The sequence below is a fragment of the Pseudomonas sp. PDM24 genome (genome assembly GCF_019218905.1).
In the GTDB taxonomy this organism is placed as follows: Bacteria; Pseudomonadota; Gammaproteobacteria; order Pseudomonadales; family Pseudomonadaceae; genus Aquipseudomonas.
Genome location: NZ_JAHUWR010000011.1, coordinates 43,957 through 58,959, shown reverse-complemented (window position 1 = coordinate 58,959; position 15,003 = coordinate 43,957). Strand labels below are relative to the sequence as shown.

General features: G+C 61.2%; 12 protein-coding genes. 1 reads left to right on the top strand and 11 read right to left on the bottom strand.

Translation table 11 applies throughout. The annotated features are described in order from the left end of the window. Nucleotides 1-2: 2 nt before the first annotated feature. The 5 genes from KW837_RS27375 to KW837_RS27355 form a co-directional block, all read right to left on the bottom strand. On the bottom strand, nucleotides 3-2,519 hold the full coding sequence (locus KW837_RS27375; RefSeq protein ID WP_218399210.1) for an RND family transporter: 2,517 nt from the start codon (nucleotides 2,517-2,519) through the stop codon (nucleotides 3-5). 15 nt (nucleotides 2,520-2,534) lie between these two features. Next, nucleotides 2,535-3,623: a YCF48-related protein gene (locus KW837_RS27370; protein WP_218399209.1), complete on the bottom strand. Its 1,089-nt coding sequence runs from the start codon at nucleotides 3,621-3,623 to the stop codon at nucleotides 2,535-2,537. 150 nt (nucleotides 3,624-3,773) lie between these two features. Continuing rightward, complete coding sequence (locus tag KW837_RS27365) at nucleotides 3,774-5,132, bottom strand: DUF1329 domain-containing protein (protein ID WP_123497769.1); 1,359 nt, start codon at nucleotides 5,130-5,132, stop codon at nucleotides 3,774-3,776. 41 nt (nucleotides 5,133-5,173) lie between these two features. Beyond that, on the bottom strand, nucleotides 5,174-7,186 hold the full coding sequence (locus KW837_RS27360) for a DUF1302 domain-containing protein (RefSeq protein ID WP_218399208.1): 2,013 nt from the start codon (nucleotides 7,184-7,186) through the stop codon (nucleotides 5,174-5,176). 129 nt (nucleotides 7,187-7,315) lie between these two features. Beyond that, nucleotides 7,316-7,882 carry an alpha/beta hydrolase gene (locus KW837_RS27355; RefSeq protein ID WP_218399207.1) on the bottom strand — a complete coding sequence of 189 codons (567 nt, stop codon included), beginning with the start codon at nucleotides 7,880-7,882 and terminating at the stop codon, nucleotides 7,316-7,318. A gap of 356 nt (nucleotides 7,883-8,238) precedes the next feature. On the opposite strand from KW837_RS27355, the gene KW837_RS27350 reads away from it, so the two are divergent. Next, a complete protein-coding gene (locus KW837_RS27350; RefSeq protein WP_218399206.1) occupies nucleotides 8,239-9,291 on the top strand; it encodes an AraC family transcriptional regulator in 1,053 nt (350 codons plus the stop codon). 298 nt (nucleotides 9,292-9,589) lie between these two features. On the opposite strand, the gene KW837_RS27345 is transcribed toward KW837_RS27350, so the two are convergent. The 6 genes from KW837_RS27345 to KW837_RS27320 form a co-directional block, all read right to left on the bottom strand. Next, nucleotides 9,590-10,600, bottom strand: coding sequence for a YeiH family protein (locus KW837_RS27345; protein ID WP_008072377.1), 1,011 nt, complete (start codon nucleotides 10,598-10,600; stop codon nucleotides 9,590-9,592). Further along, complete coding sequence (locus tag KW837_RS27340; RefSeq protein ID WP_008072378.1) at nucleotides 10,597-10,923, bottom strand: Rieske 2Fe-2S domain-containing protein; 327 nt, start codon at nucleotides 10,921-10,923, stop codon at nucleotides 10,597-10,599. The genes KW837_RS27345 and KW837_RS27340 overlap by 4 nt, the downstream gene beginning before the upstream one ends. Beyond that, entirely contained in the window at nucleotides 10,920-11,585 is a 666-nt protein-coding gene (locus tag KW837_RS27335) for a DsbA family oxidoreductase (RefSeq protein WP_218399205.1), read from the bottom strand. Before KW837_RS27335 ends, KW837_RS27340 begins: the two co-directional genes overlap by 4 nt. Next, nucleotides 11,582-12,913, bottom strand: coding sequence for an MFS transporter (locus tag KW837_RS27330; protein WP_218399204.1), 1,332 nt, complete (start codon nucleotides 12,911-12,913; stop codon nucleotides 11,582-11,584). Before KW837_RS27330 ends, KW837_RS27335 begins: the two co-directional genes overlap by 4 nt. Nucleotides 12,914-13,004: 91 nt before the next feature. Further along, entirely contained in the window at nucleotides 13,005-14,057 is a 1,053-nt protein-coding gene (locus tag KW837_RS27325) for a 3-keto-5-aminohexanoate cleavage protein (RefSeq protein WP_218399203.1), read from the bottom strand. 87 nt (nucleotides 14,058-14,144) lie between these two features. Further along, the gene (locus KW837_RS27320) at nucleotides 14,145-14,993 is read right to left on the bottom strand and encodes a TauD/TfdA family dioxygenase (RefSeq protein WP_218399202.1); all 849 of its coding nucleotides are present in this window, start codon (nucleotides 14,991-14,993) and stop codon (nucleotides 14,145-14,147) included. Nucleotides 14,994-15,003: the final 10 nt, after the last annotated feature.

The following is a 15,003-nucleotide window of genomic DNA, read 5'->3' as shown; positions in this document are numbered from 1 at the left end:
GCTTACTCGGAAGTGGTCAGGGCATGGGGCATACCCTGGCGTTGAGAGGTGTCGGTTTCAGCGGCTTGCGCCACTTGGGCTTGCGGAACGGGGTGGCGCAGCAAAAAGTACGACAAGGCTGGAATCAGGATCAGCGCGCCGAGCATGTTCCACAGGAACATGAAGGTCAGCAGGATGCCCATGTCGGCCTGGAACTTGATCGGCGACCAGACCCAGCACACCACGCCGGCCGCCAGGGTGATGCCCACCAGGCCCACGACCCGACCGGTAAACGACACGGCGTTGCGGTAAGCCTGAGACAGCGGCAAGCCCTGGCGCTGGTAATGCAACTGCACGCTGAGCAGGTACAACGCGTAGTCCACGCCGATGCCCACGCCCAATGCGATCACCGGCAGGGTCGCGACTTTCACGCCAATGCCCATGGCCACCATCAACGCTTCGCAAAGGATCGAGGTCAGCACCAGCGGCAACAACGCAACCAACGTGGCGCGCCAGCTGCGAAAGGTGATCAGGCAGAACAGCGTCACCGCCGCATAGACGTAAAGCAGCATGGTGCGATTGGCCTCGCGCACCACAATGTTGGTCGCCGCTTCAATCCCGGCCGACCCGGCCGCCAGCAGGAACTGGCGATCTGCGCTGTTGTTCTCCCGGGCGAATTTTTCGGCGATGCCCACCACGGCATCCAGGGTCTCGGCCTTGTGGTCCTTGAGGAAAGTGATCACCGGCATCAGCGAACAGTCGGTGTTGAACAACTCCGGGGAGTTGACCGAGGCTTGCTGCGCGGCGTAGTTCAGCACGTCCTGATTGCGCTGGATGCTGTTGAGCTTGGGGTTGCCTTCATAAGTACCGGCGGTGATTTGGCGCACCGCGTTGACCAACGAAGCCGTCGCCTGTACGCCCGGATACTGCTGCAGCTCCCAGGCCAGACGGTCGGCGAGGACTAGCGTCTTATAGTTCAAGCAGCCTTCCGGCGCAGTCTTGATCATCACCGCGAACAGGTCGCTGGACAGCGCGTAGTGGCTGGTGATGTAGGCGTTGTCACGGTTGTAGCGAGAGTCGGCACGCAGCTCCGGTGCGCCACTTTCCAGGTCGCCGATCTTCAACTGCAGGCTGATCATGAAGCCACCGATGCCCATCAGCGCTGCGACCAATACCGCACCCGTGGCCCACTTGCGCGTGGTGAAACGGTCGAGCAAGTCCCACAGTTTGCCGAAGCCTTTGTGCCCTTCTGCACGGGTGTCGATTTTCAGCGCACGCTCGGCCGCCTTGGTGCCGACGCCGACATAAGACAGCGCCACCGGCATCAGCAACAGCGAGGTGAAAATCAGCACCGCCACACCGATGCTGGCGGTGATCGCCAGGTCGCGGATCACCGGAATATCGATCAGCATCAGCACCGCGAACCCGACAGCGTCGGCCAGCAGCGCGGTGACGCCGGCAATGAACAGGCGGCGGAAGGTGTAGCGGGCGGCGATCAGTCTGTGGGTGCCACGGGCGATGTCTTGCATGATGCCGTTCATTTTCTGCGCCGCGTGAGACACACCAATGGCGAAGATCAGGAACGGCACCAGCACCGAGTACGGGTCGATGGCATAGCCCAGCCAGGCGACGATGCCGAGTTGCCAGACCACCGCAATCAGCGAGCAGCCGACCACCAGCAAGGTGCTGCGCACGCAACGGGTGTAGGCGTAAATGATGATCAGTGAAGTGACGACGGCCAGGCCGAAGAACATCATCACCTGGATCAGGCCATCGATCAGGTCGCCCATCAGTTTGGCGAAACCGATCACCCGGACTTTGTACTGGCCCTTGCTCTCCTCCCCGGCCTTGCGCGCAGCGCTGTCACCGGCGAATTCGATCTTGTCGCGCAACTGCTCTTCAAGCATCTGCGAAAAGGCGTGGTAATCGATGCGCTGACCGCTGGCCGTGGCTTTGTCCAGCAGCGGAACAATGAGCATGCTCGATTTGTAGTCACTGGCCACCAGGCTGCCGACGATACCGGCGCGGGAAATGTTCTGGCGCAGCTGTTCTATTTCTTCCGGCTTGCCCTGGTAGGTATCAGGCATCACCGGGCCACCCTGAAAACCTTCCTCGGTGACTTCGGTCCAGCGCACCGCCGGGCTCCACAACGACTTCATCCAGGCACGGTCGACGCCTTCGGTGACGAACAACTGATCGTTGACCTGTTTGAGCACGTCAAGATAAGCGGGGTCGAAAATATCGCCCTGGGTGTTCTCCACCACCACCCGTACCAAGTTGCCCAGACCGCGCAGCGACTGGCGGTTTTCCAGGAAATTCTGAATGTATGGCTGGCTCTGCGGAATCATCTTTTCGAAGCTGGGGCGCAGCTCCAGGCGCGTTGCCGCCATGTAGCCCAACACCACGGTGGCCAGCGCCATCAGCAGCATGAACAACGGACGGTAGTTGAACACCAACCGCTCCAGCAGGTTGCCGGAATGGCGGTCGAAATCCCGCAGATCGCGGATCACCGGCATGGTTTCTTGTTTGATATTGCCCATGTCTGGGTTCTCGCTCTAAGGGTTCGAGGGCTTATCAACGGACAGCGTCCGTGCACCACGGCTGCCAACCACCACCAGCGCACCGTCGGCGGACTGAGTGGCGCCGGTCACCGGTGTCGGTGCCTGTTGCTGAACCAGATGCAATTGCGCGCCTGTGCCCTGGCTGACCAGCATCTGCCCGCCCTGGGTGAACAAGCGGTAGTTGCCACGGCCATCGACCAGGCCCGCGGTGATGCTGACGCGCAGGCCAGTGTCCAGCGGAGTCCAGCTGAGACCGCCATCGGTGCTGCGCAGCACATTGCCGCGCAAGCCATAGACGAGCACTTCCCCGGGCTTGCCGAGCACACCGAAAAAACTGCCTTGATAGGGTGTCTGCACGGCGGCGAAGCGCTGTTGGGTGTCATCCCACTTGAGCAGCAGCCCCTGCTCTCCAGCGATGTACAGCGCATCGCCAGTGGAGGCGATGGCGTTGAGGTGAAAGCCCTGCGGGTTGTCGGTGCGGTCCTGGAACGGTGTCCAGCTCTGGCCGCCGTCCTCGGTGCGCAAGATCAGGTTGAACACCCCGACCACATAACCGAGGCGCTCGTTGGCGAACCAGACATCGAGCAACGGTTTGTCGGCGCCCTGCGCCATCAGGCGCTCACCTTCGGCGACCAGCAGTGGCCATTGTTCGTTGCCCGGTTCTGCACTGGCCAACGCGCCGTAATGCTTGACCAGCAAGGCCCCGATCTCGCGGCCGTCCAGTTGCTTGCGCCAGGTCGCACCGGCGTCGTTGCTGTGCAACACCACGCCGTCACCGCCCACCGCCCAGCCTTGGGTGGCGGAAGGAAAGCTCACGGCATTGAGGTCGGCACTGACTGGCACCGCGGCCTGCTGCCAGTGATTACCGGCATCATCGGAATACAGAATGTGGCCACGCTGCCCGACGGCGACCAAGCGGTCGCCAGCGCGGGCCATGCCCGATAGCGGGCTGTTGACGGCCAAGGCGCTGACCCTGGCCGGCAGATCCAGCACGTCGACATAAGCGGACGCCTGGCTCAGGCCCTGCAACGTTGCAAGCAAGGCGCCGAGCGCCAACTGCAGATAATTTTTGTACGAACACATACCGCGTCCTCTTCGGAAAACCGCGTCGGGACACACGTCCGTGTGCCTGACGTTCCAACCTGGCGCCCGAAACGATCGGCATGCACCGACCGTCGTGCGGTCCCCTGCCTGTCAGGCAGTGGACTGCACGGACGCTTTGTCACGGTTTGCTTAGCGAATCCCGTTACCGGCCAGGGACTCAGGCGACCACTGCGCCTTGGAGAGCGGATCGATGTACTTGATGCCGCCGTAAGGGCCGACCACACCGTTGATGTTGTAGGAACCACCCACCAGGTCATAGATCATGAAAGGCGTGGAGTCCGGGATCTGCTTGTCGTAGCTCTGGCTGAGGAACGCGAAGGAGCCACGGTACAGCTGACCACGGGCGTCATATTGGTCAGAGGCCAGAGCGGTCCAGCTGTCTTCATCGAGGTAGAAGCGACGCTTCTGATAGATGTGCCGGGCGCCAGACTTGAGGTTGCCCTCCACCACCCAGACCCGGTGTTTTTCCCAACGCACGTAATCCGGTGCCAGGTGATTGGCGGTGGTCAGCGATTTGGGATCCTGGGCGTAGGTCAGCTTATAGGTGTTGTAGGGCACGATCATTTCCTGCTTGCCCACCAGCTTCCAGTCGTAGCGGTCCAGTGCACCGTTGAACACGAAAACATCGTCGTAGGTGCCGGCGCCGGCGGTGCCAGGGTTAGGCGTGTCGTAAGCCAGGTTCGGTGCCAACTTGACCCGACGCTGGCCCGGCAAGTATTGCCAGGCGCGGCGCGGTTGCTGGAGCGGGTTGGCGGCGTCCTTGAGCATCACCGCTTCACCGGCCCGGCGCGCAGGGCCGGTGTAGGACAGCTTCATCTGGTAGTACACATCGGCGCTGCTGATCGGCTGCGCGAGGTTTTCGTAGATCGGATAGGAAATGAACGCCAGTCCGGTGGTCGCCAGGCTCGGCACGCCAGCGGAGTCGACGTTCCAGGAGTCGTACTTGGAGTTGATGTTGACGCCCTGGTAACGCAACAGGAAGTTCCACATCGCCTCGTTGCCCGACTGCGGAATCGGGAACGGCACGCCCGGCAGCACGTTATCGATGGCCAGACCGCCTTCGAGGGACTTGGCGCCGCTGGCATTCTTCACGCCGTTATCGAGGATGGCTTTTGGCAGCGAAACGGTGCGGTGGGTCGGGTAGACATTGACGTGGAAGCTTGGGAAACGCTTGGCCAATTCCACCGTGGTTGCACTGAGCAAGCCCTTGTACTGATCGACGTTCTTGCCGTCGATTACCAGCAACGGTTTTTCGTTGACGAAGGGATCCGGACGCATGCTGTCACCGGATTTGAAACTGGCCGGCGGCGTGGTCAAGCCACCGTCATAGGCGGGAATGGAGCCATCAGCGTTCCCGGCCTTTTCGGCCCCGACCAGGGTCAGGCTGCTGCCCAACCTGGCAGCGTCCTGAGTGGAAACAGCGGCCTGTGCCTGGGCGGCAAGGACCATGGCCAGCGAAGCGGCCAACACGGTTTTTGCGAATTTCATCTTGTTATTCTCCTGCTTGCATTGAGCAAATCAGTGGTGCATCAAAAAGTGGTTTTCATCGTCAGGTAAACGGCGCCACGGTCCTCAGTCGTGGCACCACCACCGGAGAAGGCCGAGTAGCCGCCGCCGTAACACGCGTAGTTTTCATTGCCGCTAAAGGCATTGGGGGTGGAGCCGTCGCCGCTGCCGGCATTGGCCGCGCCGGTGCTCAGACCGCTGGCGTCGCACTTGTCGGTCTTGCCGAAGGAGTCCACGTACTTCAGGTCGATGAAGTATTTGTTGTACACAACAGCACCCACGCCCACGGCATAGTTGCCGGTGTCTTTGGCACCGCCACCGGACACCGGTGACACGCCGTCGAGACCGACGTTGATGGACATCGGTGCGTTGAGGTCGACACCGGGAAACACCTGATACCAGGTCGGTGTGAAGTTGACCGCGATGCCCCAGTTGTCCCGGGTCGGCTGGTCGATGCCGCGATAGGTGTCCTTGCCCTTGTAGAGCGCTTCGTTCTTGCTATCGAGCTTGAGCAAGTTGCTGTAGTACAACTCGGCGAGCAGGCTGGCCGAATCGAACACCGGGGTTTTCGGGAAGGTCATCAGGCCGTTGAGCGTCCAGTGCAACGTGTCACCGGTGGCGGCCATGCTGTCGCCCTTCTGCGGGTTGTCATAAACCACACCGGTGGCCGCCGTACGCGCCGGCAACAGGCCAAGACCGGCGCCCAGGCCTAGCGGACTGTTAGTGCTGACAACCGCCGGAATACTGGCCAACGGCATGTTGTGACGAATGTTCAGGTCCGAACCGACGCTCACCCCGCCAACGTCCTTGGACAGGCTCAGGCCAACGATCTTGATGTTGTCGGCATAGGCCATTTGATAGGTGGCGGTGCTCAGCGAGTTGAGCGTGTTGATCACCGCAGGCACTTGCCCTGCCGGACGGGTGCCGTTGGGGTTGGCCGAACTCAGGCCTCTGGCATCCAGCCAGGCTTGCGGCAGGATTTCCGAGGTTTCGCGGTAATAAACACCGAGGGTGCCATCCAGCCAGGCCGGCGACCACTTGGCCATCACGCCCCAGTCTCCGCGCTTGTCCGGCGTCAGGTCGTGACCGCGACGCACATTGGTCAGCCCGTTGCAGGGCGCCAGACCACAACCCAGCGGACTGCCCGGCACCACGCCATTGGTGTTGCCCAGCAGGAACGACTGCGCACCGAAGCCGACCAGATCGGAACCACCATAGTAAGTACCGGCTTCAGGCAGGCGCGCAGCATCCCAATCGAGGAAATACTGAGCGCCCACGGTCAACTCGGGATTGACGGTGAACGACATCGACAACTGGTTACGCGGAACGAACAGTTCCTTGGCTTCGGTACCGGGCGAGGCAGCCAGTTTGGCCAGGTCCAGGCCCGATTGGCCGTAACTGTTCGAGTGCACCGGGTTGAGAATGGTTTCACCCCAGAACACGTTGTGCTGACCGGCCTTGACGCTCAACAGCGACTCCTCGCCCACTTCGGTGCTGTAGAACACGAAGGCATCGAGGATTTCGCCGGATGGACCGGTGTAGTAACGCTGGGCGTAGTTGCTCAGGTGCGGGCTGCCATTGCCGACATTGTCGCCGGTGACCCCGGCCAGGCGCGGATCGTTGGCAACCAGACCCGACCGTGCGTCATTGCCGTTGACGAACGGGTTGGAATTGGAACCGGTGTTCTCGTAGGCCTTGTCATACCAACTGGCGGCGCTGACGCGAAAGCCCATGTGGTTCTGGTAGACCACATCCATTTCGGTCAACAGGTCAACACGGTTGGTGATGTTGGTCCCGGCCTTGCGGAAGTTGTAGTCGCCATCGTTGTTGTTCGGTGTCGCCAACATGCGCTTGTCGGCGCTTTCGGTGCGTACGCCGTAGTTGTACTTCACGGTGTTATCAAAACGCACGGTCCAGTCCGGGTTACCTGTGTCGAGTTCGACCGCCTGCGCGACCGGCACGGCGGCGGCCAGAATGGCCGAGGCCAACAAGGTGTAACGCGAGGGTGCGAACCCGTGACTCTTATTGTTGTGCATTGCGTTGTCTCTCCGCCTTTTTGTATTTGTTTTAAGCGCAGCCGCCCTCGCGCAACCCTTGTTTCAGGGGTTTGCGTTTTTCAGGAGTGAGGGCAAATACCGGATGGCTGGAACCAACCGGCGCCTGAACTAGCGATCCAGCTCCAGGATGAGTGCTTCTGCTTGCGGCCAGTGGCCAAACCCTGCTGCCGGATTGAGATGACCCACCTTGCCCAGGTTGAGCAGTTCACTGCCCCAGCCTTCTGCCAGGCGAGTGGCGGCATCCAGGCTGGCGAGGTGGTCGTTGGTACTGACGGCCACCAGACTGCGGAACGGCAGTGGCTTTTTGGGTAGAGGATTCCAACCCTGGGTACGCAGGGTTTCGGCAGATGGGTAGCCTTGTGGCCAATGAGCATCGAGATCCGGAGGCGTGGCCAGCAGCGCGCCCTTGATCGGCCGACTGTGCTGCGCAGCCCAGTGCGCGACCATCAGCACACCGGCGCTGTGAGCGACCAGGATCACCGGCCCGTCGATCTGCTCCAGCGCGTGCTGGATCGCTTCGACCCGCTTGGCGCAATCGAGCTTGTCGGTTTCCAGCGGCGGCACACTGCGCACTTTGCAGAGCCTTGCCTCAAGCAACGTTTGCCAATGCTCGGCAACGTGCTCGCGCAGACCCGGTACGATCAGAACGGTTGCGGCAGTTTGCAGTTTGTCCACTTTCAACACCTTCGCTTTCTCGATGACTCGACTGGCTCTATCGCCAGGGGCTTTTTGTAGGACTGACATTAAAGAGCGCCCACCCAAGGCGCTTTTCATTGGACGTCAGGCACTTTTCTTTTCATGACAGATTTGCCGAGGCTGGTGTGCCCCGACCATTGGTCGAAAAACCCCGCAGCTTCTCTGCAGGTCACTGTAATCAATGGGTGAGCGTCGATTGCTCGACAAAAACGCAGGGGCTTCTGGACAGAATCGGGCGAGCGCCCTCGACAACGTCACAACTGTTCAATTGCTGATGTGCTGGATATAGTCGCCACGCTCATCCGAATCGCAACTGGCCCAGGAAAGACCTTCGCATGCCCAAGCTTGTTCGCGCCGCTGTCTTGACCAACTACCTGGAGGTCACCCAATACCTGGGGTTCAACCCGCGTGATGTACTGGCCGGCGTCGGCCTGAGCAAAGCGCTGCTGCAAGCGCCCGAACACCGCATCCCCATTGATGCCGCCGTACGCCTGCTGGAAGATTCGGCCGCCGCCAGTGGCTGCCAGAGCTTCGGCCTGAGCATGGCCGAGTCGCGTCAGCTTTCGGACTTCGGTGTGGTCAGCCTGCTGCTCAGCCACCAGCGAACGCTGCGAGATGCCTTGCAGGTCGTGGTGCATTACCGTCATCTGATGAACGATTCATTAGCCATCTTCATTGAAGAGGCCGGCAAGATGGTGATCATTCGCGAAGAGGTGGTCACCGAATCGCCGATGCCCAGCCGGCAAGCCACCGAACTGGCCATCGGCGTGATGTTCCGCCTGTGCGCCGCGCTACTCGGCAGCCACTGGCACCCTTACAGCGTCAACTTCACGCACCAGCCTCCCGACAACCTGCAACTGCATCGGCGCCTGTTCGGTTGCAAGCTGGAGTTCGGCAGCGAGTTCAACGGCATCGTCTGCTCCGACGCCAGCCTCGACGTGACCAACCCCAATGCCGACCCGGCCATGGCACGCTACGCCCAGAGCTACCTCGATTCGCTGCTCAGCCATGAAGGTCCTTCGATGCTGTTCGAGGTGCGCAAAGCCATCTACCTGCTGCTGCCGATGGGACGCGCCACCATCGAGCAGATCGCCCAGACCCAGGGCATGAACGTACGCACCCTGCAACGTCGCCTGAAAGACGACGGCTGCGCCTTCAACGACCTGATCAACGACGTGCGCCGCGACCTGGTGTTGCGCTACCTGGAAAACCCGAATTATTCGTTGGGCCGAATCGCCGACATGCTTGGCTACTCCATGGCGAGCTCCTTCACACGCTGGTTCATCACCCAGTTCGGCATGCCGCCCGCCGCATGGCGCAGCGCGCAAAAGCACCCCGTCAAAGCACCGTCGGACCTGAGCACTCTGCCCGGCTCCAGCGAACCCTGAAGCGAATGCAAAACAGGCAAAAAAAACGGCGACTGCTGGCACAGTCGCCGTAAAAGAACCGGTGTTATGACACCGGCCGAGGAGTCCCACTGCAATGTGGAGCGAGGTCCGGCCCTGTAGGAGCTGTCGAGCCTGCGAGGCTGCGATCGACTGCGAAGCAGTCGTGAATCCGGCTGACGCGGTTTGCCTGATGCACCGCAGGTTCTGGTTTTACGACTGCTTCGCAGCCGATCGCAGCCTCGCAGGCTCGATAGCTCCTACGGGATAGCATTACGGCTGACAGTATTTTTTAACGGGCTTAAAGACCCCAGCGCAGCAACAGCAGCACCAGCACGACAAGGAACACCGTCTCCCCCACCATCAGCAGGATCGGCTTAATGCCCACCGCCGCCAGCTCCTTGAGCTGGGTTTTCATGCCCAGGGCGCTGATGGAAACCACCAGGCACCAGCGCGACAAGTCATTGACCGATCCCTGCACCACCGGGGCTATCCAGCCGGTGCTGTTGATACAGGCCAGAATCAGAAATCCGACGGCGAACCATGGCAGCAGCGGCGGCCGTTTGCCGGCCGGGTCGGCGCCTTGCATGCGGGTAATCATCGCGGCGCAGACGATCACGGGCAGCAGCATGGCAACCCGCATCAGCTTGATTACCGTGGCCGTATCGCCGGTCTCGGTCGACATGCTGTAACCGGCGCCGACCACCTGCGCGACATCGTGGATGGTCGCCCCCAGGAACACGCCCGCCACTTGCGGCGACAACGACAGCCAGTTGGCAATCATCGGGTACACGATCATCGCCAGGGTCGACAGCGCCGACACCCCGATCACCGTGAACAACGTTGCGCGTTCTTTCTGCGGATGGTTCGGCAATGCCGCCGCCAGCGCCAACGCGGCTGACGCACCACAAATCGCGGTGGCCCCGCCCGTCAGCATGCCGAACAAACGCTGGAATCCCAGCGCTTTGGCCGCAATCACCGAGACGCCGATCGTCACCACCACCACAATCACCACCAGCGCCACAGGCTTCCAGCCCAGCGCGGCAATCTGTTCGAGCGTGATGCGCATGCCCAACAACGCCACGCCAATGCGCAACACCGTACGTGCCGTGAATTCGATGCCAGCCTTGCAGGCGCCGTCACCGGCCAGAAAGTTCAGCGCCATGCCCAGCAACAACGCGAACAGCATCACCGGCGCGCCGTAATGCTCGGACAAAAAGGACGCGGCCGCCGCCACGATCAGACTGACGACAAAACCTGGCGCCAATTCGCGCGTTCGGCTGTGGATGCGGGTGAGAGCTATAGTGCTCATGGCACGGACTCCTCGGGAACGATGACGATGAATACCTGGCCGTCAATGATCTCGACGGGGTAGTTGGCGACTTTGAGCTGGGTTGAATTGAGCAAGTACCCGCTGCGCAGATCAAAGCGCAGGCCATGGGCGCAGCACTGAATCACCCGCCCCTCAAGACGCCCGCCACACAGCGAGGCGCCCTGGTGCGGGCAACTGTCGTCAATGGCGAACAGGTCACCTTCGACGTTGAATAAAGCCAGGCTTTTGCCATCGAATTCGAACAGCGCACGACCACCCGCCTGCGGGAGTTTTCCGGCAGGCACGGGAATACGAAGACTCATGCCGGTTGCCGCTTGCGAGCACTTTCAACCAAGGCTTCGCACATGGCCTCCAGCAGCGCTTCGGCAGGCTGTGCGCCCACCAATGTCAGGCGCCGGTCGAACTGAAAATTGGGTACACCGCTGGCCGCTCCCGCCTCGTTGCCGACGTAAGGATCGCCGTCACCTTGCAGGAAGGAGGCCATCGCCGCAGCGTTGAAGCCACACGAGCGGGCGATGACCAGCAAGGTTTCCGGGCAGCCAAGATTTTCGCCAAACTGGAAGTAAGCCGCGAACAAACGCTCCAGCAACACATCGCATTGGGCGCTATTGCCCAGCGCCCTCGCCCGCTCCAGCAAGCGATGGGCATCGGCGGTATTGGGCATGTTGGGAATTCGGCTCAGATCGATGGGCACGCCCACCGCCATCGCCGCCTGCTGCACCTGGGCCTGGCGCATCGCTACCGCTTCGGGGCTGCCCAGACGCTTGAGATAAAAATCGGCGAAGGGTTCACCCTGTGCCGGCAGCTGCGGCAGCAATTGCACCCCGTGCCACACCGTGGTGATTTCCACCTCGGGTTGCTGCACGCGCAGCAGGTCTTGCGCGCGCTCCAGTTGACGCTTGCCAATCAGGCACCACGGGCAGATGAAATCGAAAAACACATCAATACGTAAACGACCACTCACAACTTCACCTCTAACGCCGCTTTGCCAATCGAATCGAGGACTTGCTCGCCCTTAAGCCGGGCAATGTCCTTGTGGTAATGACACTTGGCATAAAAGAACACGGCCGCCGCCGCGATGCTGACCAGAGGCACCAGCTGAAAAGCAGCCTGCAAGCCGATAAGGTCGGACACCCTGCCGGTGATGAACGGCCCGGGCGCCAGCCCCAGCATATTGTTGGCCAAGGTCAACGTGGCGAAGGCCGTGCCATGGACCGAGTAATGGGTCAGGTTGGCAACCATGGCTCCGCAAGGGCCGGTCGTGCCGGCGGCAATCAACATGCCCAGGCAGATCAGCACCAATTGCCCAGGCCCCGCCGGCAGGGCGAACGCCGCCGACAGCAGCAGGCAACTGCCCAGGCAATAGGCGATGGCCAAAGCGACTTTGCGCTCCGGCGAATGGCGACACAGTCGATCACTGAGCATGCCGCACAGGATCATCCCCGCACCGCTGCACAGCACGATGATCGCCGCGAGGCCACCAGCCTTGTCGGTGGCCATGTGGTAATAACGATTGAGGTAACTGGGCATCCACACAATGACGGTGCCGCCGACGAACAGTTGCAAGCCACTGCCGATGTAGGCAGCGATCACCGAACGGCTGGAAAACAGCGTACGCAACGGACGCTTGACCGCGGCAGCTGCCTTGTTCGCCGCCTGAGCGGCACGTTGCGGCGCAATGCGTGCTTCCTTGACGATGACCGGGTAAAGCACCGCCAGCAGCAGGCCAAACAGCGCCATGCCGGCAAACGACCAGCGCCAGCCAAGCTTGGCGGCGATTGCACCGCCCAGCGCCATCCCTAACACCGAACCGAACATGCCGCCCGCCATGAACGCACTGGCAAGCGTTGCACGCATGTGTTTTGGAAACACCGAGATCACCACGGCGATGCCGACGCTGCCGTACGCCGCTTCGCCGACGCCGACCATGAACCGTGCAATGAACATCTGCTGATAGTCCTGCGCCAATGCGCAGCCCAGCGTCGCCAGGCTCCACAGCAAAGCCATCAGCGCCAGGCTCTTGACCCGGCCGAAGCGATCCGCCAGCAATGACAGGGGAATGGTCAGCAACCCCACCATCAGCGCGACAATGCCACTGAGCAGGCCGAGCTGGCCGTCGCTCAGGGCCCATTCGCCCTTGAGCATCGGGAACACCGCGTTCAACACCTGACGCGACATGTAATCGGAAATCAACAAACCGAACGTCAGCGCAAAGACGATCCAGGCGTACTTGCGCGCAACGCCGACGCCACTGCAGTCATCATCGTCTGCGGCGATTGGGTGAAAGGCCATGCAGCCTCCTCAAAGCTTCGTTTTATTGTTGTTATCAAGCGTGTTGCAGTGCAGCGAGCGGGAAGCCATTGCCCCCCGCTTCGTCTGCCGATCAGCCGCGTTGCGGCACACCTTTCTGCCCGGCCTTGCGGTTGGGGGCCATGCCATTGGCCAACAGGGTTTCTTCGATGCTTTGGTACTGCACACCGATGCGGTAGATCTCACGGGCTTCTTTACCCGTGGCGATTTCGCGACCCAGTTCATGGGCGATGCGTACGGTTTGCTTGATCTGCGCAACCGAGCCGAAACGATCGCCCTTGTGATCAATAATAGTGTCTTCATTGCCCACACGCGGGTGCATACCCATGGCCATCGACATGGTGTTGAACGGCATCACGTTTTTGAGCAGCGACTCGGAGGTCAGGGTGCAACCGTCTGGCGCGCGGTGGATGAAGTTGAAGAAGTTGAACGGATTGGGGCCATCGAAACCGCCGCCGATACCGATCCAGGTCAGGTTCAACGGGCCCTTGTAGACACCCTTGCGCACCAGACGCTCGAGGGTCTCCATGGCATGCATGCCGGTCAGCTGGAAGTGCGGCTGGATGCCGTTGTCCGTCAGACGCTTGAGGTGCTCGGCGACCCAGGCCGGGCCGGCCGGCACGGTCATTTCGCTGTACGCCGCCTGATAGGCAGGATTGGCCAGGGACGTGCCTTCCAGGTATTGCGGATACAGCAGCTCCATGATGTTCATCTGGGTGGTGTTGATGGCCACCGTGACCTGATCCGGTTTTGGCGTCAGCTCGGCCAGCATGTGCCGGGTATCGTCAGACAGCCATTTGGCGGCTTCGCCATCGCTTTCGGGGGCGAAAGAAATCGAACCACCGACCTGAATGATCATGTCCGGTACGGCTTCACGCACACCGGCGATCAACTCGTTGAACTTGGACAGACGCTTGGAACCCTTGCCGTCCAATTCACGCACGTGCAGGTGCAATACCGTTGCACCCGCCTCATAACACTCAACCGCCTTCTGCACCTGCTCGTCCATGGTCAACGGGATGTCTTCGGGGAAGTCTTCCGGCATCCACTCGGGGCCATACGGGGCCACGGTGATCACCACCTTTTCCATGTTTTCCGGGTGCAGGGAATCGTCGAAGAATTGCATGAGTTACTCCTATTCTTATGATTGTTCCGCCCACCCGGGATCGTGCCGGGCAGGCGTGTTTACGAGTGCGAATGCAGTGGCGGTCGATCAGTAAGTCTTGTCGCCGATGATGCCGGCGCGTTCCATCTTGCGATGGCACGGCGGGTAATCCATGACGGCGTAGTGCTGGGTACTGCGGTTGTCCCAGATGGCGATGCTGTTGGGTTTCCAGCGCCAGCGCACCTGATACTCGGGGATGTAGGCCTGGCTGATCAGGTAGCGCAGCAACTCGCCTGCGCCCGGGTTGGCGTCCTGGCCGAAGCGCACCCGCTCGGGGGTGTGGTAGTTGCTCAGGTGCGTCGTGAAGGCGTTGACGAACAGCACCTTTTCCCCGGTTTCCGGGTGGGTGCGCACCACCGGGTGCTCGGCATCCGGATACATCGCCTTGAGCGCCAGACGCTTTTCGATCGGCATGGCGGCACCGAAACTCGCCTCGATGCTATGGCGCGCGCGCAGGTCGGCGATCTTCACCTTCACGTCTTCGGGCAAGCGCGCATAGGCCTCGACCATGTTGGCCCACATGGTGTCGCCGCCCACCGGAGGGCACTCTACGCAACGCAGCACACAGCCCATCGGCGGCGCCTCGCGCCAGGTCGCGTCGGTGTGCCAGGCGTTTTCGTAGCGGTCCATCGGCTGGTCTGGATTCTTGTAGATGCGCACCAGCCCGGGATGATCCGGATCACTGCCGGCCACCGGATGATCCTCCAGTTCGCCAAAGCGCCGGGCGAATGCCACATGCTCCTCGCGTGTGATGTCCTGATCACGCAGGAACACCACCCGATGCTTGAGCAGCTGAGCACGAATCTCGGCAAAAAGACCGTCGTCATGGACTGCATCGGCGAGGTTGACGCCCACCAGTTCCGCGCCAATGTTGCAGGTCAATTGTTCGACTTTCATGGCAGACAAC

Excerpts from the sequence above, each read along its gene's own strand:
- KW837_RS27375 (WP_218399210.1), bottom strand. The coding sequence starts at position 2,519 with ATGGGCAATATCAAACAAGAAACCATGCCGGTGATCCGCGATCTGCGG.
- KW837_RS27370 (WP_218399209.1), bottom strand. The coding sequence starts at position 3,623 with ATGTGTTCGTACAAAAATTATCTGCAGTTGGCGCTCGGCGCCTTGCTT.
- KW837_RS27365 (WP_123497769.1), bottom strand. The coding sequence starts at position 5,132 with ATGAAATTCGCAAAAACCGTGTTGGCCGCTTCGCTGGCCATGGTCCTT.
- KW837_RS27360 (WP_218399208.1), bottom strand. The coding sequence starts at position 7,186 with ATGCACAACAATAAGAGTCACGGGTTCGCACCCTCGCGTTACACCTTG.
- KW837_RS27350 (WP_218399206.1), top strand. The coding sequence starts at position 8,239 with ATGCCCAAGCTTGTTCGCGCCGCTGTCTTGACCAACTACCTGGAGGTC.
- KW837_RS27345 (WP_008072377.1), bottom strand. The coding sequence starts at position 10,600 with ATGAGCACTATAGCTCTCACCCGCATCCACAGCCGAACGCGCGAATTG.
- KW837_RS27340 (WP_008072378.1), bottom strand. The coding sequence starts at position 10,923 with ATGAGTCTTCGTATTCCCGTGCCTGCCGGAAAACTCCCGCAGGCGGGT.
- KW837_RS27330 (WP_218399204.1), bottom strand. The coding sequence starts at position 12,913 with ATGGCCTTTCACCCAATCGCCGCAGACGATGATGACTGCAGTGGCGTC.
- KW837_RS27325 (WP_218399203.1), bottom strand. The coding sequence starts at position 14,057 with ATGCAATTCTTCGACGATTCCCTGCACCCGGAAAACATGGAAAAGGTG.
- KW837_RS27320 (WP_218399202.1), bottom strand. The coding sequence starts at position 14,993 with ATGAAAGTCGAACAATTGACCTGCAACATTGGCGCGGAACTGGTGGGC.